This window comes from Pseudenhygromyxa sp. WMMC2535, from assembly GCF_011083025.2.
Genome location: NZ_JABJWV010000001.1, coordinates 9,443,468 through 9,462,562, shown reverse-complemented (window position 1 = coordinate 9,462,562; position 19,095 = coordinate 9,443,468). Strand labels below are relative to the sequence as shown.

Sequence of the window (19,095 nt, the reverse complement as noted above, 5' to 3'; positions counted from 1 at the left end):
CTCGCAGTTCAGGGTCCAAAGCGGTCGCCGGAGCGCCAGCGGTTGACGAGTTCGTACCAGCGATAGTGTTCGTCGATCATCGCAAAGCTCGGGTAGCCCGAGAGCCCGATGCGGCTGGCGAGCTCGAAGTTGGGATCGATGGCGACGATGACCGCGTCGTTGGGGTAGGTGGCGTGCCAGTTGGTGGCGTCTTCGACGACCACGGGGATCTCGCTGTCGGGTCCCTCGGTCAACACGGTCAGCCAGCCGATCTCCCCCTTCTCGACCTGCTCGCGGACGACCCCCTGGGGTGTCAGCGGGGTGTTGCCGGTGTCGAAGGCCAGCCACTCGGCGACGCTCTGGCAAGGCGGGCACCAGGACGCGGAGATGTCGACGATGATCGGCTCGTTGCCGCCGAGGCTGCACAGATCGAAGGCCTCCCCAAACTGATCGAAGGAGCTCCACTGGGGCACCGTGCCGCCGATGAAGCCCCTGCCCGGCGGCGGCTCGTCCAGGCTGCAAGCGTCGATGCCCGGGCCCTCGACGCCGCCCTCGAGCTCCTCGCCGAGGCCGAGGACCTGGCTGGGGACGCCGCTGCGATCGAAGGGCGGGCCGTCGCCGAGCTGGCCGCGGTGATCGGCGCCCCAGCACCAAAGCTCGCCGCCTTCGATGATCGCGCAGCTGTGCCAGGCTCCGGCCGCGATGGTGGTGACGGGCCCTGGCAGGCCCTGAACGGCGACGGGGGCGTAATTCAGCGGTCCGGTTGGATCTGGATAGCCCTGGCCGAGCTGACCGTCGAGGTTCTTTCCCCAGCAGTAGACCTCGCTGGACTCGAGCAGCGCGCAGGTGAACTCGGCGCCCGCGGCCAGCTGCGTCGCCGGCTCGGGCAGGCCGACGTCGATGGGGACGGCGCTGGCGCTGAGTTGATCGCTGTCGACGCCGAGCTGCATGTCCGTGTTTTGACCCCAGCACTGCACGTCGCCGGTCTCGAGCAGGGCGCAGGCGTGGTAGTCACCGACGGCGATGGCCGTGGCCGGGCCCGAGAGCTGGGCCGGCTCGTCGGGGGCGTAGTAGTAAAAGCAATCGTCGGACTCGATCTGGCCGATCCCGATGGTGCCCGACCAGCAGTAGCCCCAGCACTGGACCTCGCCGGACTCGATCAGCGCGCAGCTGACCCGCTGCTCCGCGTCGACGGCGATGGCGGGCCCCGACTGACCGGTGAGCGCCACGGGAGACCCCGGGTTGATGAACTGCTCGCCGTCGCCGACTTGCTCGAACCAGTCGCCGCCCCAGCACCACAGCGAGCCATCTTTGTCGATCGCGCAGGTCGAGCTCACGCCCGCGGCGATGGCCGCGAAGGTGGAGCCGAGCGCGTCCACGGCGGCCGGCGTGGCGAGATCGAGGCGGCCGTCGCCGTTTCCGAGCTGGCCGAGGATGTCGAGGCCCCAGCACGACATCACGCCGGTCGAGGACAGCGCGCAGCTGTGGCCGCCGCCTGCCGAGAGCGCCACGGTCTCGTTGGACAGGGTGGTGAGGGTGGAGGGGTAGGCGTGATCTTCGAGGGGCTCGCCGTTGCCGAGCTGACCTGCGCCGTCGGCCCCCCAGCACTGCACGAGGCCGGAGTCGAGGCGCGCGCAGCTGTGCCCCGATCCGAGCGCGACCTCCACGACCACGACCGCGTCAGCGGCCTCTTCGGTGTCCCCGGTGGTGTCCGACTCGCCTACTTCATCTGCGTTGCCATCAATGGCGCCATCATCATCGGTGCAAGCCAGTGAGCCGGTGACACACAAGGACACGGCGATGCACCAAGTTTTCGAGTATCGAAGGCTACGCACCTGACAAAGCTAGCAGCTCGAAAATGGGGACTAGATGCCAATTTTCCACTATTTCGCGTCACCCCGTGGCCACCGAGTGTAGTCAATCGGTGCACGGGGTGTACGAATATCGATTATGCGTATTCTACGCGAAGCTTCAGCCCGCGCCGAGATCGATCGCAGCCGGCAGCGCGCGGCCTTCGACGCCAGCGATCAGGTTGGCGCAGGCGAGCTCGGTCATGCGTCGGCGGGTGGTCGCGGTCGCCGAGCCCACGTGGGGGAGGACCAGGCAGCGGGGCGCCGAGAACAGCGGGTGCTCGGGGGGCAGCGGCTCGGGCTCGGTGACGTCGAGGGCCGCGGCGCGCAGGCGGCCGGCGTGCAGCGCCGCGATCAGGGCGTCTTGATCGAGCACCGCGCCGCGGGCCGTGTTGATCAGCGTGGCCGTGGGCTTCATGCGAGCGAGGGCCGCGGCGTCGATCAACCGGTGGGTCTCGGGGCTGAGCGGGACGTGCAGGCTGACGAAGTCACTGGCCGCCAGGAGCTCGTCGAGGGTGCAGCGCCGGGCGCCGAGGCTGCGCTCGGCCTCGGGCTTGGGCGAGCGGCTGTGATAGAGGATGTCCATGCCGAAGGCGCTGGCGCGGCGGGCCACGGCGTAGCCGATCTGCCCGAGGCCGACGACGCCGAGCTTGGCCCCGCGCAGCTCCACCCCCAGCCAGCGATCCGGCTTCCACTTCTGCCAGCGCCCGGCGAGGGCGTCCTCGCGGGCCTCGACCAGGCCGCGGGCGGCGGCGAGCAGCAAGGTCATGGCCAGGTCGGCGGTCGCGTCGGTCAGCACCCCGGGGGTGTTGCCCACGCGCACGCCGTGGCGCAGGCAGGCCGCGGTGTCGACGTTGTCGTAGCCCACGGCCACGTTGGCGACGACGCGCAGGGCCGGGAAGCGCGAGAGCAGGGCTTCATCGATCGGCGTGCTCAGCAGGCACATCAAGCCGACGAGCTCGGGCTGGCGCGCCTCGGGTAGGGCGTCGAGGCCGACGATGACCTCGAGCCCTGGATGGTCGAAGACCGGGTCCAGCCAGTCGCGGGGCAGGTCGGGGGGGACGACGATGAGAGCAGGAGCGGGGGCGGGGGCGGGGGCGGACATTCAGCCCAGCATCCCGAGGAAGTCTCCAGCGGGCATCGGCTTGGAGAACATCGGGAAGTCGTACTCGAGCGCGTTTTTGTGCGCCTCCATGGAGGTCGCCGCCGCGCAGTCGGTCAAGGTGATGACCTCGTAGCCGGCCTCGTAGGCGCTGCGCATGGTCGACTCGACGCAGCAGTTGGTCAAAAATCCGCCCAGGGCCACGGTGCGGATGCCCTTGTTGCGCAAGATGAAGTCGACGTTGGTGCTGGCGAAGGCGTCGAGGCCACGCTTACCTTCGATCAGGATGTCGCCCTCGGCCGGGGTCAGGGCGTCGATGATCTGCGCGCCCCAGGTGCCCTTGACGAAGGCCTTGCCGTCGACGACGCCCGCGAGGATGCCGTAGGGGTGCTTGCCGAGCTCGTTGTAGCCGGGGGCGAAGGTGATCGGCGCGTGCATGATCGTCACGCCCTTGGCCCGGGCCGCCTCGACCACGCGGGCCGTGTTGGCCAACATGTCGGTCTTGGCCATGACGTCGGCGACGGCGTCATGGAGCACGCCGCCTTTGCTGGCGAACTCGTTTTGATACTCGATGAGGACGATGGCGGTCTGGGCAGGATCGATGGTCGACATGGCGACTTCGGCATACACCCGCGCTCGCCGGGGCGTCAAAGCCGGAGTGCGAGCGCGGGCGAGGGCCGCTCGGCGAGGCCGGCGCGGTCCTTCGGTCTGCTCGAGGGGCTCGTGGATCACGGGCGCGCGGGCGTCACCGCGGGCGTCACATGGAGACGCGCCTAGCCGACGCTGACGCCCTGCTCGGCGACGCGCTCGCGCAGCTTGTGCTTTTGCAGCTTGCCCAGGGCGTTGCGCGGGAGCTCGTCGACGATCAGCAGGGCGCGCGGTTTCTTGTAGTCGGCGAGGTGGTCGCGGTGATGGGCGACCAGGGCCTCGAGCAGCGCGGCCGGCTCGAGCTCGGCGGCGGCGCTGGGCTCGGGCACGAGGCAGGCGACGATGCGCTCGCCCCACTTGGGATCCGCCACGCCGATGACCGCGACCTCGCGGACGGTGGGGTGCGTGGCCAGGACCTCTTCGATCTCGCGGGCCGAGATCTTGAAGCCGCCGGACTTGATGATGTCGACGGAGGCGCGGCCGACGATGCGGAACACGCCCTCGTCGTCGACGGTCGCGACGTCGCCGGTCTTGAACCACAGCCGGCCGTCGCGGTCGCGCAAGAACAGCTCGGCGAGCTGCTCTGGGCTGCGGTTCCAGTAGCCCGACATGATCCCGTTGCTGAGCACGATCAGCTCGCCGGGCTCGCCGTGGGGGAGCTCGTCGCCTTGCTCGTCGACCACGGCGGCGTCGCAGCCGGGCACGGGCTGGCCCACGGCCCCGGGGGTGCGCACGCCGACGTAGGGGTTGGACAAGGTGATCAGCGTCTCGCTCATGCCGTAACGCTCGAGGATGCGCCGGTCGGTGAGCGCGACGAACTCTCGCCACAGATCGGCCGAGAGCGCGGCGCTGCCCGAGGTGAACAGGCGCCCGCGGGACAGCTGGGGCGCGGCCTCGGGGGCCTGGTGCATGTGCTCGACCAGGGCCGTGTACATGGTCGGCACGCCCATGAAGATCGTCGCGTTGCCGCGCGGCTGATCCGCGAAGCGCTCGACGATGGCGCCCGCGTCGAAGCGGCGCTCGAGCAGCACGGTCATCGCGTGCAGGGCCGCGCCGTGGACCCCGATGCACAGGCCGTGGACGTGAAAGAGGGGCAGGGCGAGGGCCAGGCGGTCGCGCTTGGACCACGTCCACAGCCCGGTCAGGGCGCGGATGTTGGCGATCACCGCCTGGTGCGTGAGCATCACGCCCTTGCTGGGCCCGGTGGTCCCGGAGGTGTAGATCAGCAGGGCCAGGTCTTCGTCGCGGGGGCGCAGGTACTCGCCCGGCTCGCCCGCGAGCAGCTCGGCGAAGGCGAAGCCCGGGGCGCCCTCGTCGATGGCGACGCGCACGGGGGCGCGCTCGAACTCGGGGCGGGCGAGGGCGCTCTCGAGCACCTCGGCGCCAGCGGCGTCTCCGACCACGGCCGTGGGCAGGCAGTCGGCGAGGATGTGCGAGACCTCGAGCGCCCGGTAGCGGGTGTTGATGGGCACGTGCACGGCCCCGAGGTAGTAGTTGCCGAACAGGCAGACGATCTGCTCGAGGCAGGTGTGGGCGTAGACGGCGACGCGGTCTCCTCGGCTGACGCCGGCGTGGGCCATGGCGTTGGCGTAGCTGCGCGCGCGGGCGTCGAGCTCGGCCCAGGTCAGGGTCTGACCCTCGAAGTCGTAGGCGATCTGTTCGCTGCCCTCTTCGAGGGCCGCGAACAGCTGAGCGGTCAGCTCGCGGCTCATGGCTGCTCCTCGCCTCCCGACTGCGCTGATTGGATGCCCATCGCCGTCGAGGATAGCGGCTCGCTGGCTGGTCACAAACCGCGAAGCTCCCGCGAGCGCGGGGATGCTCGAATTGGCGATACGTCGAGTAACACTCGCTGAACTCGTGTGCGCGTCATCTCGTCGAGATCGGGCGCGAACATGGGCGTCGCGTGGGTCTTGCCCCTACGCTGAGCAGCCATGAGCGAGCGCCGCCGAGATCTCCACGAGGCCAACCGTCAGTCTTGGAACCACGCGACCCGGGCCCACAACGCCCACAAGCGCGATCAAGCCGGCTGGCTGCGCGGCGGGGGTGAGGCGCTCTACGACGAAGACTACGAGCTGCTCGGCGAGCTCGACGGCCGCCGGGTGCTCCATCTCCAGTGCAACAGCGGCCAGGATACGCTGTGCATCGCGCGACGCGGCGCCCAGGTCACCGGCGTCGACATCAGCGACGAGGCGATCGAATTTGCCCGCGCGCTCTCGGCCGAGTCGGGCATCCCCGCGAGCTTCGAGCGCGCCGACATCTACGACTGGATGCCAAGGGCGATCGCCGAAGGTCGGCGCTTCGACTGCGTCTACGCGTCCTATGGCGCGCTGTGCTGGCTGTCCGATCTCGACGCCTGGGCCCGCGGTGTGGCTGCCCTGCTCGAGCCCGGAGGCACGCTTGTCGTGCTCGAATTTCACACGGTGGCGATGTGCTTCGACCTCGATCGCAGCCCCGAGCTCAGCTACTTCGGCGGACGGCGAGGCGGCGCGAAGGAGTGGAAGGAGGGGGTCGGCGACTACGTGGGCGAGGCCGGCGAGGGCCTGGCGCCCATGGGCTTCGAGCCGTCCGCGGCGGGCAGCTACGAAAACCCGCACCCCTGCTACGAATTTTCGTGGACGGTGGCCGACAAGCTCGCGGCCCTGCGCCGCGCGGGCCTCGAGCTCGAGCGCTTCGAAGAGTACCCCCACGCCAATGGTTGCCGGGTCTACGAGGAGCTCGAGCTCGGCAAGGACCGGCGCTGGCGCTTCCCCGCGGGCGCCCCGGACTTCCCGCTGATGCTCGGGCTCGAGGCCCGCAAGCCCGAGGGAGTCCCCATGTTCCAGGTCGACGCCTTTTGCGACGGCGGCCCCTTCACCGGCAACCCGGCGGCGGTCTGCCTGCTCGACACCTGGCCCGAAGATGCGACGCTCCAGGCCGTGGCCGCCGAGAACAACCTCTCGGAGACGGCCTTCCTGCGCTGCCCGGATCCCGTCGAGGCGCCCGCGCGCTGGGAGCTGCGGTGGTTCACGCCCAGCGTCGAGGTCGAGCTGTGTGGCCACGCGACCCTCGCGGCGGGCTGCGTGCTGCTCGAGGAGGTCGCGCGCGAGCTCGACGAGGTCCGGTTCTCGTCGGCCAGCGGCGAGCTTTGTGTTCGAAAGGACAAAGACTCGCACGCGCTGACCGTCGAGCTCCCGCTGGGCACGAGCGCCGAGCAGCCGGCGCCCGCGGGCCTGCTCGCAGCCCTGGGCCTCGCGCCCGAGGCCGTGGTCGAGCAGCGCCGGGCCGCGGCGGGCACCTGGCTGGTGGTCGTCGGCGACGAGGCCGAGGTCCGTGGGCTCGCCCCCGACATGCGCGCGCTGGCGGCCGTCCCCCCGGGTGAGGTCATCGTCAGCGCGCCCGCGGGCCCGGACAGCCCCGGCTGCGACTTCGTCTCGCGCTTCTTTGGCCCGGGCGTGGGCATCGACGAGGATCCCGTGACCGGTTCGGCGCACTGCGTGCTCGCGCCCTATTGGGCCGAGCGTCTGGGCAAGGCCACGCTGCGCGCGCGCCAGCTGTCCACGCGCGGCGGGACCTTGGAGGTCGCCATCGAGGATCGGCGTGTGGCGCTGACGGGGCGCTGCGCGGTGGTCCTGCGCGGAGCCTTGACACGCTGCGGCATGCGCTGAGCGCGGCTTCACTCGAGGGCGAACCCGGGCCGTCCGCCCGCGGTCGCGGATCCATCCTCGACTGGGGTCGGGCTCGAGCTGCTGCACGATTTTTTTGGATCCAGCCTCGGCTTCCCGCAACCACAAGCCGTGGAACCACCATGCGAACCACGAAATCAGCGCTCACAATCCTCACCGTACTTTCGACCTCGGTCGTCTTTGCCTGTGGGTCGTCACCGCCTGAAGCGACAGACGACACGACCGAGACTGAGGGTGACACGACCGACGATGGCGATTCGATCGGCGAAGGAGATTCGAGCGAGTCCGGCGACACGACCAGCGAGAGCGACACGACCGGCGAGAGCGACACGACCGGCGAGGGCGACACGACCGGCGAGCCCGCCGAGAGCTGCGAGGCCGACTCTTGCGACGCAAACGCCACCTGCGACGACGGCTCCGGCATGATCGTCTGCACCTGCAACGACGGCTGGGAGGGCGACGGCCAGATCTGCTCGGACGTCGACGAGTGCACCGACGGCCTCGACGACTGCGAGGGCCTGTGCATCAACGACGAAGGCAGCTTTTCCTGCGCCGTCCCCCAGTCCTGCGCAGACATCATCGCCTTGATGCCGGACGCCGTCGACGGCTACTACATGCTCTACCACATGGCTGATACGACCCGCGCGTGGACGGCCTACTGCCACGACCTCGCCGGGACCCCGATCGACTATCTGCCCCTCGTCGAGGTCGGGCCCGACCAGAACTTCAGCCAGTACACCGCCGGCGGCGCCTCGCCCGGGACCGACGTGCGCACGAACTACGAGCGCGTGCGCATCGACCCGATGACCCTCGAGATCAACATCGACGACACGACCTTCTCGAGCTCGACGGGCTCGCTGACGCACGGGGACGCCGAGATCACGAGCATGCCCTACGCGATCGCCATGGGCTGCACCACCAGCCAGGCCAACGGCCTCGCCAACATCGATCTGCGCGGCACCCCCTTCGCCGTGGCCAGCGAGTTTTGCCAGGCCGGCTACCAGCCGCTCGGCGACGCGGTCCTGAGCGAGGACGATCAGGTCGTCGATCTCACCGGCGGTGGCTACTGCGGCTGGACCGGGCCCGACAACGCCTGCCCCAACAGTCCGCAAAACGGGAGCACCGGTACGCTGCTGAGCCTCGACTTGGTCCAGCTCTCGCCTTAGAGCCGGGACTCGCAGTCGCGACCATCGGCGGCGGACGAAGAGCCGGGCAGCGCTGGCCTCGTCGACATCGCCGCCGATGGCCATGGTGCGTGGCCGCGAGCATATCGTGGGATACTGGCGACCATGAACCATGAGCGGCGGAGCCACGTCGATGATCTGCGCGGTGCCACACGCCTGGCCATCGAGGCCACCCGTGGCGTGACCGATCTGGTCGAGGAGATGCATCGAGGCATCGCCGCAGGGCCGAGGCTGCTGGGTCGGCCCCTCGAGGCGCCGACGCGACTGGTGACGGGGCTGGTCTACGGCGGGATCCGTGGCGTCACCGGTGTGGTGGGCGCGAGCATCGACCTGGCCCTCGCGCAGCTGGCCCGGCTGCTGGGCGAGCTGGGGGAGGGGGCGCCGCGCAGCGAGCTGGAGATCGTGCTCAGCGCCCTCAACGGGGTGCTGGGGGACTACCTGGCCGAGACCCAAAACCCGCTGGCGATCGAGATGAGCCTGCGCGCAGCCGTGCTCGAAGCCAAGGGGCGGATCCTGCTCATGGTGCCTGGCCTGTGCATGAGCGAGTCCCAGTGGCTGCGCAAAGATCACGATCATGGCGAGGCCCTGGCGGAGGTGCTCGACGCCTCCCGGGTCGACCTCCGCTACAACAGCGGCCTGCACGTCTCCAGCAATGGCCGCGAACTCTCCGAGCGGCTCGAGCGCTTGGTCGACGGCTGGCCGGTCCCCGTCGAGGCCATCACGATCGTCGCGCACAGCATGGGCGGGCTGGTCTCGCGCAGCGCTTGCTGGGTCGGCGAGCAGACCGGGGCCCGCTGGCCCGGTCTCCTGGACAAGCTGGTCTTTCTCGGCACGCCGCACCACGGCGCGCCCCTCGAGCGCGCAGGCAACTGGTTCGAGGTCATCGTCGGCGAGCTGCCCTACGCCGCGCCGATGGCTCGGCTCGGGCGCATCCGCAGCGCCGGCGTCACGGATCTGCGCTACGGCAACGTCCTCGACGAGCACTGGCGAGGAGTCGACCGCTTTGCGCGGGGCCCGGACCGACGCGCGCCCCTGCCTTTGCCCGTAGGTCCGAGCTGCTACGCCCTCGCCGGTTCGGGCGTGCTCGGCGAGGGCGACGGCCTGGTCTCGGTCGCCAGCGCCCTCGGCCGCCATGACGAGCCGACGCTGTGCCTCGAATTCGCCGAACAGCACACGGCGACCTTCCCCGGCGTGGGCCACATGGAGCTGCTCGCGGATCCGCGGGTCTATGCGCAGATGGTGAATTGGCTGGACCCCGGTCTGTGAACGCCGGGGCCCAGCTCGACTGTCGGTGCGACTACTGCGAGAGCGCGCCGCCGAAGTGTGCCCCGGCGATGGCGTCCTCGCCGGGGAAGTCCTCGATGCCCAGCTTCTGCACCGCGAGCATGGTCCCGCCCATGTTCTGATAGCTATGGACGGCGCCGCCGCGGATGCCCGACTGGTCCTTGGCCCGCTGGGCGCCGACGACCAGATCGAAGCCGCCGCCGAGGTAGTTGCCCAGGGCCACGGCCGAGCCGAAGCGCTGGCCGCTGGCGGTCGGGGTCTCGTAGTCCATGGGCGAGAGGGTCTGACGCTGGATCAGGCCGTCGTAGAGCACATAGGCGGCGCCGCTGAGGTCTGGTCCGTCGGTGAGCGTCATATAGGGGGCGCCGACGACGAGGTCGTCCTTGCCGTCGTCGTCGACGTCGCCGCTGGCCATCGAGAACCCGAAGCGAGCCGGGCCGGTGCCGCAGCTGACCTGACGGGTGTCGACGACCGTGCCGGTGCCGTCGGTCTCGAAGATCTGCACGCTGCCGGTGTAGTCCTGGGGGTTCTTTCCGGGCCAGCCGACGGCGAGATCGGGGTGGTTGTCGCCATCGAAGTCGCCGGCTGCCAGGGACCAGCCGAACCAGTGCCAGGCGTCGTCGGTGTCGCAGCCGCCCTGATCACAGGGGCTGACCAGGGGAAGGATGGGAGCGAAGCTCTGGCCGTCGAAGCTGCGGACCTGGGCGGCGCCGACGGTGCTGCCGTCGATCGTCCAGGTCGGGGCGCCGATCAGCAGGTCGTCGACCCCGTCCTCGTTCATGTCACCGGTGGCGAGGGAGAAGCCGAAGCGAGCGTCCTCGCCCCCAGCGACGTCAGGTCGCACGTTTTGCCACCAGATGAGGCCGCTGTCGTCGCCGCGGGCGATGTAGACCAGGCCGGTGTTGTCGGTGGTGCCTTGCACCGAGGCTTCTGGGGCGCCGATGGCGAGGTCATCGCAGCCATCGTCGTCGAAGTCGCCGGCGGCCACCGAGCGGCCGAAGTGATCACCTTGCTCCTCGGGGGCGTAGAAGTCCGAGCGGGTCAGCCAGGTCGAGGTGTAGGGCTCGCTCGGGTCGGCCTGCGACATGTAGAGGAAGACCACGCCGGCCTCGTCGTAGACGTAGTGATCGAGGGGCGCCCCCATGGCGATGTCGGGGGTGCCGTCGCAGTTGAAGTCTCCCATGGCCACGGAGAAGCCGGCTCGCTCGCCGCCGTGGACCCGGGGGACGAAGATGGTCTCGGGGTCGAGGCCGGCGGCGGAGCTGAGGTAGAGCGCGGCCGAGCCGGTGTGGGTCGCGTCGCTGTCGTCGCTGCGGGGGATGCCGACCACGATGTCGTCGAGGCCGTTGCCGTCGATGTCCACGTTGGGCGCGGCGTGGGCATGGGCGGGGACGAGCAGCGAGAGCAGGGTGAGGGCGCTGAAGCTGAAGGTGAAGGGAAACTCGTTGCTGAGCATTGTCTCGATCTCCTGGCGCCGCGTGGTTGTTCAGCGGCGACGCAGGAGGGTTGTCAGGGCCAGCGGCAAAGCAATTCGAAAAACCCGAAGAAACTCGAAATTGCCGCGCCAGCGGCCACTTGCTCCGATCTCATAGCGCAGCCATGACGCGCTCGAGGCTGTCGATGCTCGGCCGGATCAGCTCGGGATCGAGCGTGGCGGCATAGCTATCGAGCAGCGCCGCGCCGGCGCGGGCCCAGCCCGGGGCGCGGGTGGGATCTCGAGACAGAAGCTCGGCGAGCTCGTCCCGCTGCTCCTCCGTCCGCTGCTCGGCCTCGAGGCAGCGCGCCGGCAGCCAGCGCAGGCCAAAGCCGCCGCCGGGGAGGCGTTGCTCGCAGCTGTCGAGCAGCGCCCGGATGAGCTGGCGTTCGAACTCGGCGATCTCCAGCTCGACCGCCATCGCCGTCAGCCCGACCCTGCACAGGGCCAGCCGACGCAGCCGGGCGTGCTCGACAGCGCCGACTCGCGGCTCGCAGATCCTCGCGTGCAAGCTGGCGAAGGACATGCCCATGGCCTTGCCGAGGTTCCACAGCTGCGCCAGGTCGTCGATCAACAGTAGGCGGCGTCCGTCCTCGCGGTCGGCGGCGTCGAGCATGAGTCGAGCGACGCCGGGCTCGCCGAGGACCTCGCAGCGCATGCCTCCGGTCCGCAGCCACAGCGGGAGGTCGCGCAGAGGGCCACGGCGCAGCGCGAGGACATCGAGGAGCGTCATCAGCAGCGCCTGGGGAGGACGCTGCATGGAACATAGATGGTTGATGATTCCGGTGGCTCGCTCTCGGGCAGGACCGACCTCATTCAAATAACGCTGCAGTGCGATGTCGTTCATCGTCTACACTCCCTTCAACGTCGGAAATCTTGGTGACCCCCGACGAGTCGAACTTTGCATCCAATGGGGTGTTGCATCTGGACACCCCCCGGGACGGCTCAATGATTTTTAGTATTCCAGAGGGAGTGAAATTTTTCCAGTCGCAAAATTGACCAACGACCCAAAATGTTAGCGTCTGAGTGCCTTAAACGGGACATTGGATGGGTTATCTGATTATGACTGGGCGGTTATCAATGTTTAGTCTGACTGTAATCATGTTCGAGCGATATGGCTCCGATCGCGGTCGCCGAGGGCGCCGGGGGGAGACTCAGGGCGTGTATCGGCCGGCGACGAAGCGCCCGGTCTTGGGACCGAGTGGGGCGCTGTGCTCGCTGATCTTCCACAGCCAGTCCCAGCTGTAGATGCCGTCGTCGTGGCCGTCCTCGAAGCGGACGCCGAGGGCATAGGCCCCGACCTCCCACAGCGCGGCGACGCGGGTGCTCTCGGGGGCTGGATGAAAGCTGACAGTGTTCGAGTGGCCCTGGCAGCTGGCGCATGGGCACCAGCCGCGTAGGTAGGGGACCGGAAGCACACTGGTGACGCCCCCCTCCCAGGTGATCGATAGCGTGTTCTCACGTGAAATGTGGGCAACATCGATGGGGCGGGCCATGGCGCCCGAAGATATCGAATCTCGGGCGCGCGGGCTCCCTTGCCCCGGCGCGGTGGCCGTGCTCTCCTCGCCCGCGGCAAGGAGAGCCACGGGTGTACGTCATCGAGACCAATCAGCTCAGCAAGACCTACAAAGGCGGGGTCCAGGCCCTCAAGGGAGTCAACCTCCAGGTGCCCAAGGGCTGCTGTTTTGGGCTGCTCGGGCCGAACGGCGCGGGCAAGTCGACCCTCGTCAAGGTGCTGCTGGGCATCGTCCGCGCCAGCGGCGGGGCCGCCACCCTCCGCGGCATCGACATTCGTCAGGCCGCGGCGCGCGAGCGGGTGGGCTACCTGCCCGAGGGGCACCGCTTCCCCGACTACCTCACGGCGGAGGGCGTGTGCCGCTACTTTGGGGCCCTCGCGGGGCTCTCGGGGCAGGCGCTCGAGCGCCAGGTCGCCGAGAAGCTCGAGATCGTCGGGCTCAGCGAGTGGCGGGACACCAAGGTCAGCAAATTCTCCAAGGGGATGGCGCAGCGGGTGGGCGTGGCCCAGTCGCTGCTCGGGGATCCCGAGGTCATCTTCCTCGACGAGCCCACCGATGGCGTCGACCCCGTCGCGCGTCAGGGCCTGCGCTTCGTGATCCGCAAGGCCACCGAGGCCGGGGCGACGGTGTTCATCAACTCGCACCTGCTCTCGGAGATCGAGCTGCTCTGCGACCAGGTGGCGATCGTCGACAAGGGCGAGGTCCTGCGCCAGGGCACGGTCTCGGAGCTGACCGCCGGCGTCGCCGGCTCCAAGCTCGTCGTCCGCCTGCGGACCGGTGAGCTGCCCGAGGCGCTGTGGACGAAGTTTTTGGACGGCTACGCGGCCGAGCGCGAGCCCGATAATTGGTTTCGTGTGGGTCTGGAGACCGAAGGGCAGATCTCCGAGCTGATCGACGAGCTGCGCGCCGCCGACGTGCTGATCTTCGCCGTCGAGCCCACGCGCATGAACCTCGAGCAGGCCTTCATCGAGCTCATCGGCGCCGACCGAGGGCTGAAGGTCGACCGAAGGGAGGCCGTGTAATGAGCGCGCTTTGGGCGATTGTGACCGATACCTGGCGGCAGTCTCGCCAGCAGATCGTCTTTTTGATCATGGTGGGGGTGCTCGCCTTGTTGGCGCTCCTTCCGCCGCTGGTCGCCGGGCCGACGACCATCGAGGACGAGCTGACCGGCGAGCAGGTCGAGCACCTGCGCCTATTTGGCAAGGAGGGCACCGAGGATCTGCTCGAGGGAGCCTGGGCGGCGGTCTACGGCCAGAGCGTGATGTTCGCGCGTGGTGACGAGGAGAGCGGGGCCATCGATCCCTTCAGCGAGGAGGGGCAGGCGCTGCAAGAGGAGATGCTCGAGATCGCCGAGCTCGCCGAGAACACCTCGCCGCTGCGTCGCGGGGTGGAGGTGCTCGTGATGTCGGTCAGCAGCTTCGTGTTCTCCGTGAGCATGATGCTGTTCATCGCCGCGGCCTCGGGCTACTTCCCCTCGATGCTCGAGGCGGGGGGCATCGACATCGTCCTCGCCAAGCCGCTCGAGCGCTGGAAGATCTACCTGGGCAAGTACTTTGGTGGTCTGGCGCTGTTCACCGTGGCGATCGTCGGGACCTACCTGCTCTTGTTCGTGGGCATCGGCATCCGCACGGGGATCTGGCACCCCGCGGTGTTCTTGGTGATGCCCCTGCAGATCCTCGCGGCGGCGACCCTCTATGCGCTCATGGCCCTGCTCGGCCTGTACTCGCGCAAGGCCAACCTGAGCATGATCTTGGCCTATGTGTACTACATCGTCGTCGACAGCATCGTCAGCATGCTGATCGCGCTGCCCTTCGACATCGCCTGGCTCGAGAAGGTCAAGAGCGTGCTGCGCTGGACGATGCCCAACTTCGACCGCATCAAGTCGGCGGCCACGCTCTCGGTCATCAACACGCCGGCGATGGACTGGCAGCCGATCCTCATCGCCGCAGCGTGGATCGTCCTGGCCACCGGCCTGGGCCTGTGGCGCTTCCAGCGGACCGACTACTGAGCGCACACTAGTGCGCGCACCAGAGGACTTGAAGGGCCCCAGGCTTGGAGCACCGGCCGCTGACTTCGTTGCTCGTCAGTCATTTGTGCCCGACAAACTCCCTCCTCGCGCCTCGTCAGCAGCCGGCGGTCCGGCGCCTGGGACCCTTCAAGTCCTCTGGCGCGCACACTAGCGAGCCCAGCGCGCGCGCAGGCGCTCGAGCTCCGCGGGCACCGGCCAGCCGTTGGCCGTGCAGCCCTGGAGTCCCTTGGTCTGCTGGAGCATCACCGCGGCCACCTCGCCCTCGGCGTCGCAGCGCTGGTGCGGCATGCCGAGGAGGTGGCCGACCTCGTGGTTGATCATGTAGGTCCGGTAGCCCGCGAGGTCGTCGCCCCACGGACGGGCGCCCTCGAGCCAGCGCATGGAGTTGAGCGCGGCCCGCCCGCTGCGACCGCAGGAGTAGATGCCGCCGGTTCGCAGCGGCCGGCACAGGCGGTCCACGGTCCGTGGCCGGGCGAGGATCACGTCGAAGCGCGCGTGGGTGTCGACCCGGACGAGGTCGCGGCCGGCCGCGCGCCAGCTCCGAGGGTCATCGAGGGTCGCGCCGACCGTCTCGATCCACGCGGGGATCTCATCTTCGAGGCCAACCTCGATCAACAGGCGATAGCCGATGTGACCGGCCTGCTTGGCCTCGCGCCAGGGCAGCGTGGGCCGGGCGGGGTCTCGCAGCACCCAAAAATCTCGGCCCGAGACGCGCTCGCGGGCTTCTTGGAGGGTCTGGCCCTCGTCCACGGCCAGGTAGGTCCTGGCGGCGAGGAGCCATTGCATCAGCCACAGGGCCAAGGTCACGGCTGCGCAGGGTAACACCCGAAGTCCAAAAAATCTGGCAGCCTACGCCATCGACGGTGACACCCCACGAAAACTTTTGGAATGTTCGTTGTGGTCGAGATTTCAGGAGTCGGGCTGGGTACAGTTCGGCCATGCATCTGCGAGCGCTCTCGATCTCCTCCTTCTCTTTGGTTTTGTTTCTCACCGGCTGCCCCAGCGACGACGGCGGGGGAGAGGGCGAGACGCAAGACAGCGTCGACGGCTCCGAGGACGACTCGACGGGGAACACGGACGAGGACGTGGGGGAGACCACGACGGGCGATGAGACGGAGACGGAGACGGAGACGGACGCCGGGGCCGAGACAGAGACCGGCACCGATACCGGGGAGACCGACAGCTCGGACACGACCGACACCGGCGGAGGGGCTGCGTGCGCTGGCCCGGTCGCGCCGGCTGGCGAGATCGCCGTGGGCTCGCAGGTCTCGCACTGGGCCGGCTTCACCGTGGAAGGTGAAGATTGGGACTATTGCGAGCTCGAGGGTACGCCCTTTTTGCTGATCATCAGCGGGGCCTGGTGCGGGCCGTGCAATGATCTCGCCGCGGGCTTCGCGGGTCAGGGAAGCTCCTACGACGCCGAGCTCGCCCCGGTGATCGCGGGCCTCGAGGCGGGGACGCTCTCGGCCGTCGAGGTCTTGCTCGACAACTTCACGGACTATGGCGCGACGAGCCTCGAGGACCTCCAGGCCTGGGAGGGGATGTACCCCAATGAGTATGTGCATCTAATCGGGGATCCGACCGAGGGCCAAGATGGCGGAGAGCCGCTTTGGATCTACCTCGGGCCGGTTCACGAGGGCGCGGTGCCCTCGGGGATCCTCGTCGACGCCGACTTCAACCTCGAGGTCGAGGGCTTGGGGGAGGCGATCAGCGCCGCCGGGACGAACTACGGGGGCTGAGAGCGCGAAGGGGGGGGATAGGCGCAAGGTCGACGTCGGGTGAGCGGCGTCGGCCTACTCCTCCCAGATCTCGCCTGACCAGATGCCGCCGGCGGCCTCGACGGTCTCCTTCCAGGTCGCGCTGTAGTACCACTCGCGCCGGCCGAAGCCGTCGTGCCAGTAGAGGATCTTGATGTCGTTGGCGAGGTCGATCCACTTGGAGGGTAGGCCGCTCCAGTTCCCGTAGCCCTCGGGGGCGGGGAAGACCTCGGGGACGATGTGCTCGCCCCAGTCGACGTGGGCCTGCATGATCGCGTCTGCCGTGAGCGCGACGGACCAGTAGACCTGGCCGTTTTCGTAGCCCGCGGCGATGTCGGTGACGGTGTTCGCCACGCTCAGCTCGCCGACGCAGTCGAGGATCTCGACGCTCTCATCGAGCTCGCAGTCGAGGTCGATCGCGCTGGGGACCGACTGGCCGTTGTCGTGGAAGGTCCCGGCGGCGTGAATCTCGAACAGGAAGCCGGTCGCGGTCGAGGTCTGGCCGGAGAAGAAGCCGTTGGAGATCGAGACGGTCGCGTCGGCTTCGCCCGGGGCGAGGAGCAGGGCCGCGGGCAGGGCGAGGATGGGGAGCAGGCGGGTGAAGGAAGGGGTGTAGCGATGAAGCATGGCGTTTGGCTTTCATGCTTCCATTGGCGTTCACCGAGACCGGGATGACGAGGTTTCGGTCAGGGTTTTCGAGCGCGCCTGGCTATGGCTCCCGCTGCTCCGCTCCGCTCCGCTCAGCCCCGCCACAGCCCAGTCTGCGGCCTCGATCGCCGCATAGAACGCTTCCTCGAAGAGCGGCAACCCGCCCACGTCGGTGCCACAGGCCCGCAGCCTGGCGATCGGCGCCCGCGCTCGCTCGAGCAGCCCGCCAAAGAGCAGCCCAGGCGTCGGTCGGATCATCGCGTGCCCCCAGCGGTGGAGGTGCAGGTGGCGAAGCTCCTCGCGGAGCGCCGGGTGCATGCGGGCCATGGCCGCGAGCACGTGCTCGCCCCAGTCCCGAGCGTCGCCAGCGAGCAGCCGGGCGCGGGCTCGCGCGACGGCCTCGGGCCCGTCCTCTTCGGGGACCAGCGGCTCGTAGTAGGTGATGACCGCCGCGGGGTCGCTGCCGCGGTCGCGCTGCTCGGCGTGGGTCGCGACGACGTAGCCGAGGTTGCGCGCGCGCGGGTCTTCGATGATCGGGACATTGTCCCAGCAAAGCGGCGCCCCGAGGCCGCCAGGGGCGGCGTCGAGCTCGAGGTTGGCGACCAGCCAGGGCGCGTAGCTCATGGCCCCGGCGGCGAGCTCGGTGGCGATCGGGTCGCGGGCGTGGGGGAGCACGTGGGGGAGCAGGTAGCGCGGGGCGGCCCACAAGATCCGCTCGGCCGTGACCAGGGTGCTGCGTCCGGCGACGAGGTCGCGGACCCGCAGCTCGCCGCGCTCGGGGTCGATGGCGTAGACGAGGTGGTCGCGGCGCAGGGAGCCGTCGCCGTCGGCCGCGGTGCCCAGGCGGGCGTGGTCGCGGATCTTGGCGACGAGCTCGCCGTTGCCCCCGGGGAAGGTGAGCAGCTGACCTTCGCGGTTTTGCGCGAGGCCGCGGCCCAGGAAGTGGTGGAGGCCGGCCCAGGCGGAGGTCTGGGCGGCGGCGCAGCCGTAGTCGTCGCGGCAGGCGTAGTCCACGAACCAGCGCAGGCGCCAGCTGTCGAGGCCCTGCTCGTCGAGCCAGGCGGCCATGGACATGCGGTCGAGCTCGGCCAGGGTGGCTGCGCTGCGCCGCTGAGGGAGGCGAAAGAGCAGGCGCCCGGCGCCGTCGCGGCGACCGTCGAGGGCGGCGAGGGTCTCCCAGAAGCGGGCGAGCTGCTCGGCCTCCTCGGGGCGCTGCTCGTGCTCGGGGTAGAGCCCGGGGAACCACTGGTTGGCGTAGTGGTGGCGCTCGAGGGGGGCCGGGCAGATCGCCGTGCTCGCGTACTCGAGGCTGCCGTCGTGGCTGCGGCCGACGACCAGGCCGATGTCCTCGAGCAGCTCGTGGAGCTCCACGCACTCGCGCGGGGGCGTGGGCAGATAGTGGGCGCCCATGGGGTGGGGCGAGCGGGGCAGGGCGCCGCTCGCCGCGGTCCCGCCGATCCACGGCTCGAGCTCGAAGAGGGCGAGGTCGTCGAGCCCAGCCTTGCGCAGGCGCCAGGCCGCGCTCATGCCCGCGACGCCGCCGCCGACGATGGCCACGGCAACGCGCTCGCGGGCGTCGATGGGGCTGTCGAGGAGCTCGGCCGAGCGCAGCAGGTGCCCGCGCTCGGGGCTCTGGCCGATGAAGCGAGGGCTCGGCGCGGCGGCGCGTTGGCCCTCGGCGCTCTCGCGGCAGGCCAGCGCGGGCGCGAGGGCGCTGCCGATCAGCAGGTCTCGGCGGCTGACCATGGGGGTCGCGTGGCCGGCAGGCCGGCGCTCGGTTGGGCTGGGTGCGTCATCGAGGCGCTGTATCCGTCAAGTCCTAGGAGCCCGTGGTGGAACCCAGCGCGGCTCCTCGCGCCGGGATTTTCGCCGAGGGCGCGAAGCCAAAACGCCGCTGTACCGGGCGTACTGCCAGTTTTGGCGACAAAGCCCTCGGCGAAAAGACCAAGCGAGGTGTCGTG

At 69.4% G+C, this 19,095-nt stretch carries 16 protein-coding genes; 6 read left to right on the top strand and 10 right to left on the bottom strand.

Annotated features, from left to right (window positions below; translation table 11 throughout):
* Positions 1 to 8: 8 nt before the first annotated feature.
* From G6O69_RS36500 to G6O69_RS36485, 4 genes are all read right to left on the bottom strand, one after another.
* Positions 9 to 1,814: a hypothetical protein gene (locus tag G6O69_RS36500; RefSeq protein ID WP_172308083.1), complete on the bottom strand. Its 1,806-nt coding sequence runs from the start codon at positions 1,812 to 1,814 to the stop codon at positions 9 to 11.
* Positions 1,815 to 1,950: 136 nt separating this feature from the next.
* Positions 1,951 to 2,934 (bottom strand): D-glycerate dehydrogenase, encoded by a 984-nt coding sequence (locus tag G6O69_RS36495; RefSeq protein WP_172308082.1) that lies wholly within the window; start codon positions 2,932 to 2,934, stop codon positions 1,951 to 1,953.
* Positions 2,935 to 3,543: an isochorismatase family cysteine hydrolase gene (locus tag G6O69_RS36490; RefSeq protein ID WP_172308081.1), complete on the bottom strand. Its 609-nt coding sequence runs from the start codon at positions 3,541 to 3,543 to the stop codon at positions 2,935 to 2,937.
* Between the two features lie 161 nt (positions 3,544 to 3,704).
* Complete coding sequence (locus G6O69_RS36485) at positions 3,705 to 5,291, bottom strand: AMP-binding protein (RefSeq protein WP_172308080.1); 1,587 nt, start codon at positions 5,289 to 5,291, stop codon at positions 3,705 to 3,707.
* 219 nt (positions 5,292 to 5,510) lie between these two features.
* Here G6O69_RS36485 and G6O69_RS39505 point away from each other — a divergent pair, with 219 nt between their 5' ends.
* From G6O69_RS39505 to G6O69_RS36465, 3 genes are all read left to right on the top strand, one after another.
* Positions 5,511 to 7,223: a PhzF family phenazine biosynthesis isomerase gene (locus G6O69_RS39505; protein ID WP_217909987.1), complete on the top strand. Its 1,713-nt coding sequence runs from the start codon at positions 5,511 to 5,513 to the stop codon at positions 7,221 to 7,223.
* Positions 7,224 to 7,363: 140 nt separating this feature from the next.
* The gene (locus G6O69_RS36470; RefSeq protein WP_172308079.1) at positions 7,364 to 8,407 is read left to right on the top strand and encodes a GON domain-containing protein; all 1,044 of its coding nucleotides are present in this window, start codon (positions 7,364 to 7,366) and stop codon (positions 8,405 to 8,407) included.
* 123 nt (positions 8,408 to 8,530) lie between these two features.
* A complete protein-coding gene (locus tag G6O69_RS36465; protein WP_172308078.1) occupies positions 8,531 to 9,691 on the top strand; it encodes an alpha/beta hydrolase in 1,161 nt (386 codons plus the stop codon).
* A gap of 31 nt (positions 9,692 to 9,722) precedes the next feature.
* Here G6O69_RS36465 and G6O69_RS36460 read toward each other — a convergent pair whose 3' ends face one another.
* The 3 genes from G6O69_RS36460 to G6O69_RS36450 form a co-directional block, all read right to left on the bottom strand.
* A complete protein-coding gene (locus G6O69_RS36460; protein ID WP_172308077.1) occupies positions 9,723 to 11,165 on the bottom strand; it encodes an FG-GAP-like repeat-containing protein in 1,443 nt (480 codons plus the stop codon).
* A gap of 130 nt (positions 11,166 to 11,295) precedes the next feature.
* Positions 11,296 to 12,030 (bottom strand): hypothetical protein, encoded by a 735-nt coding sequence (locus G6O69_RS36455; protein ID WP_176397291.1) that lies wholly within the window; start codon positions 12,028 to 12,030, stop codon positions 11,296 to 11,298.
* A gap of 307 nt (positions 12,031 to 12,337) precedes the next feature.
* A complete protein-coding gene (locus tag G6O69_RS36450; protein WP_172308075.1) occupies positions 12,338 to 12,679 on the bottom strand; it encodes a DUF971 domain-containing protein in 342 nt (113 codons plus the stop codon).
* A gap of 92 nt (positions 12,680 to 12,771) precedes the next feature.
* On the opposite strand from G6O69_RS36450, the gene G6O69_RS36445 reads away from it, so the two are divergent.
* Positions 12,772 to 13,722, top strand: coding sequence for an ABC transporter ATP-binding protein (locus G6O69_RS36445; RefSeq protein WP_172308074.1), 951 nt, complete (start codon positions 12,772 to 12,774; stop codon positions 13,720 to 13,722).
* Entirely contained in the window at positions 13,722 to 14,708 is a 987-nt protein-coding gene (locus G6O69_RS36440) for an ABC transporter permease (RefSeq protein ID WP_172308073.1), read from the top strand. Before G6O69_RS36445 ends, G6O69_RS36440 begins: the two co-directional genes overlap by 1 nt.
* Positions 14,709 to 14,876: 168 nt before the next feature.
* On the opposite strand, the gene G6O69_RS36435 is transcribed toward G6O69_RS36440, so the two are convergent.
* A complete protein-coding gene (locus G6O69_RS36435) occupies positions 14,877 to 15,536 on the bottom strand; it encodes a DUF3152 domain-containing protein (protein WP_172308072.1) in 660 nt (219 codons plus the stop codon).
* A gap of 131 nt (positions 15,537 to 15,667) precedes the next feature.
* Between G6O69_RS36435 and G6O69_RS36430 the strand changes: the two genes are divergently transcribed.
* Positions 15,668 to 16,468 (top strand): hypothetical protein, encoded by an 801-nt coding sequence (locus G6O69_RS36430; protein WP_172308071.1) that lies wholly within the window; start codon positions 15,668 to 15,670, stop codon positions 16,466 to 16,468.
* A gap of 54 nt (positions 16,469 to 16,522) precedes the next feature.
* Here the strand turns inward: G6O69_RS36430 and G6O69_RS36425 are convergent, their stop codons facing one another.
* Complete coding sequence (locus G6O69_RS36425; protein ID WP_172308070.1) at positions 16,523 to 17,113, bottom strand: hypothetical protein; 591 nt, start codon at positions 17,111 to 17,113, stop codon at positions 16,523 to 16,525.
* A 30-nt stretch (positions 17,114 to 17,143) separates the two neighbouring features.
* Complete coding sequence (locus tag G6O69_RS36420) at positions 17,144 to 18,880, bottom strand: NAD(P)/FAD-dependent oxidoreductase (RefSeq protein WP_172308069.1); 1,737 nt, start codon at positions 18,878 to 18,880, stop codon at positions 17,144 to 17,146.
* Positions 18,881 to 19,095: the final 215 nt, after the last annotated feature.

What these genes read in the sequence shown, in the direction of transcription:
- G6O69_RS36485 (WP_172308080.1), bottom strand. Translation starts at nt 5,291, where the DNA reads ATGAGCCGCGAGCTGACCGCTCAGCTGTTCGCGGCCCTCGAAGAGGGC.
- G6O69_RS36490 (WP_172308081.1), bottom strand. Translation starts at nt 3,543, where the DNA reads ATGTCGACCATCGATCCTGCCCAGACCGCCATCGTCCTCATCGAGTAT.
- G6O69_RS36460 (WP_172308077.1), bottom strand. Translation starts at nt 11,165, where the DNA reads ATGCTCAGCAACGAGTTTCCCTTCACCTTCAGCTTCAGCGCCCTCACC.
- G6O69_RS36450 (WP_172308075.1), bottom strand. Translation starts at nt 12,679, where the DNA reads ATGGCCCGCCCCATCGATGTTGCCCACATTTCACGTGAGAACACGCTA.
- G6O69_RS39505 (WP_217909987.1), top strand. Translation starts at nt 5,511, where the DNA reads ATGAGCGAGCGCCGCCGAGATCTCCACGAGGCCAACCGTCAGTCTTGG.
- G6O69_RS36420 (WP_172308069.1), bottom strand. Translation starts at nt 18,880, where the DNA reads ATGGTCAGCCGCCGAGACCTGCTGATCGGCAGCGCCCTCGCGCCCGCG.
- G6O69_RS36425 (WP_172308070.1), bottom strand. Translation starts at nt 17,113, where the DNA reads ATGCTTCATCGCTACACCCCTTCCTTCACCCGCCTGCTCCCCATCCTC.
- G6O69_RS36455 (WP_176397291.1), bottom strand. Translation starts at nt 12,030, where the DNA reads ATGAACGACATCGCACTGCAGCGTTATTTGAATGAGGTCGGTCCTGCC.
- G6O69_RS36470 (WP_172308079.1), top strand. Translation starts at nt 7,364, where the DNA reads ATGCGAACCACGAAATCAGCGCTCACAATCCTCACCGTACTTTCGACC.
- G6O69_RS36495 (WP_172308082.1), bottom strand. Translation starts at nt 2,934, where the DNA reads ATGTCCGCCCCCGCCCCCGCCCCCGCTCCTGCTCTCATCGTCGTCCCC.
- G6O69_RS36440 (WP_172308073.1), top strand. Translation starts at nt 13,722, where the DNA reads ATGAGCGCGCTTTGGGCGATTGTGACCGATACCTGGCGGCAGTCTCGC.
- G6O69_RS36465 (WP_172308078.1), top strand. Translation starts at nt 8,531, where the DNA reads ATGAACCATGAGCGGCGGAGCCACGTCGATGATCTGCGCGGTGCCACA.
- G6O69_RS36430 (WP_172308071.1), top strand. Translation starts at nt 15,668, where the DNA reads ATGCATCTGCGAGCGCTCTCGATCTCCTCCTTCTCTTTGGTTTTGTTT.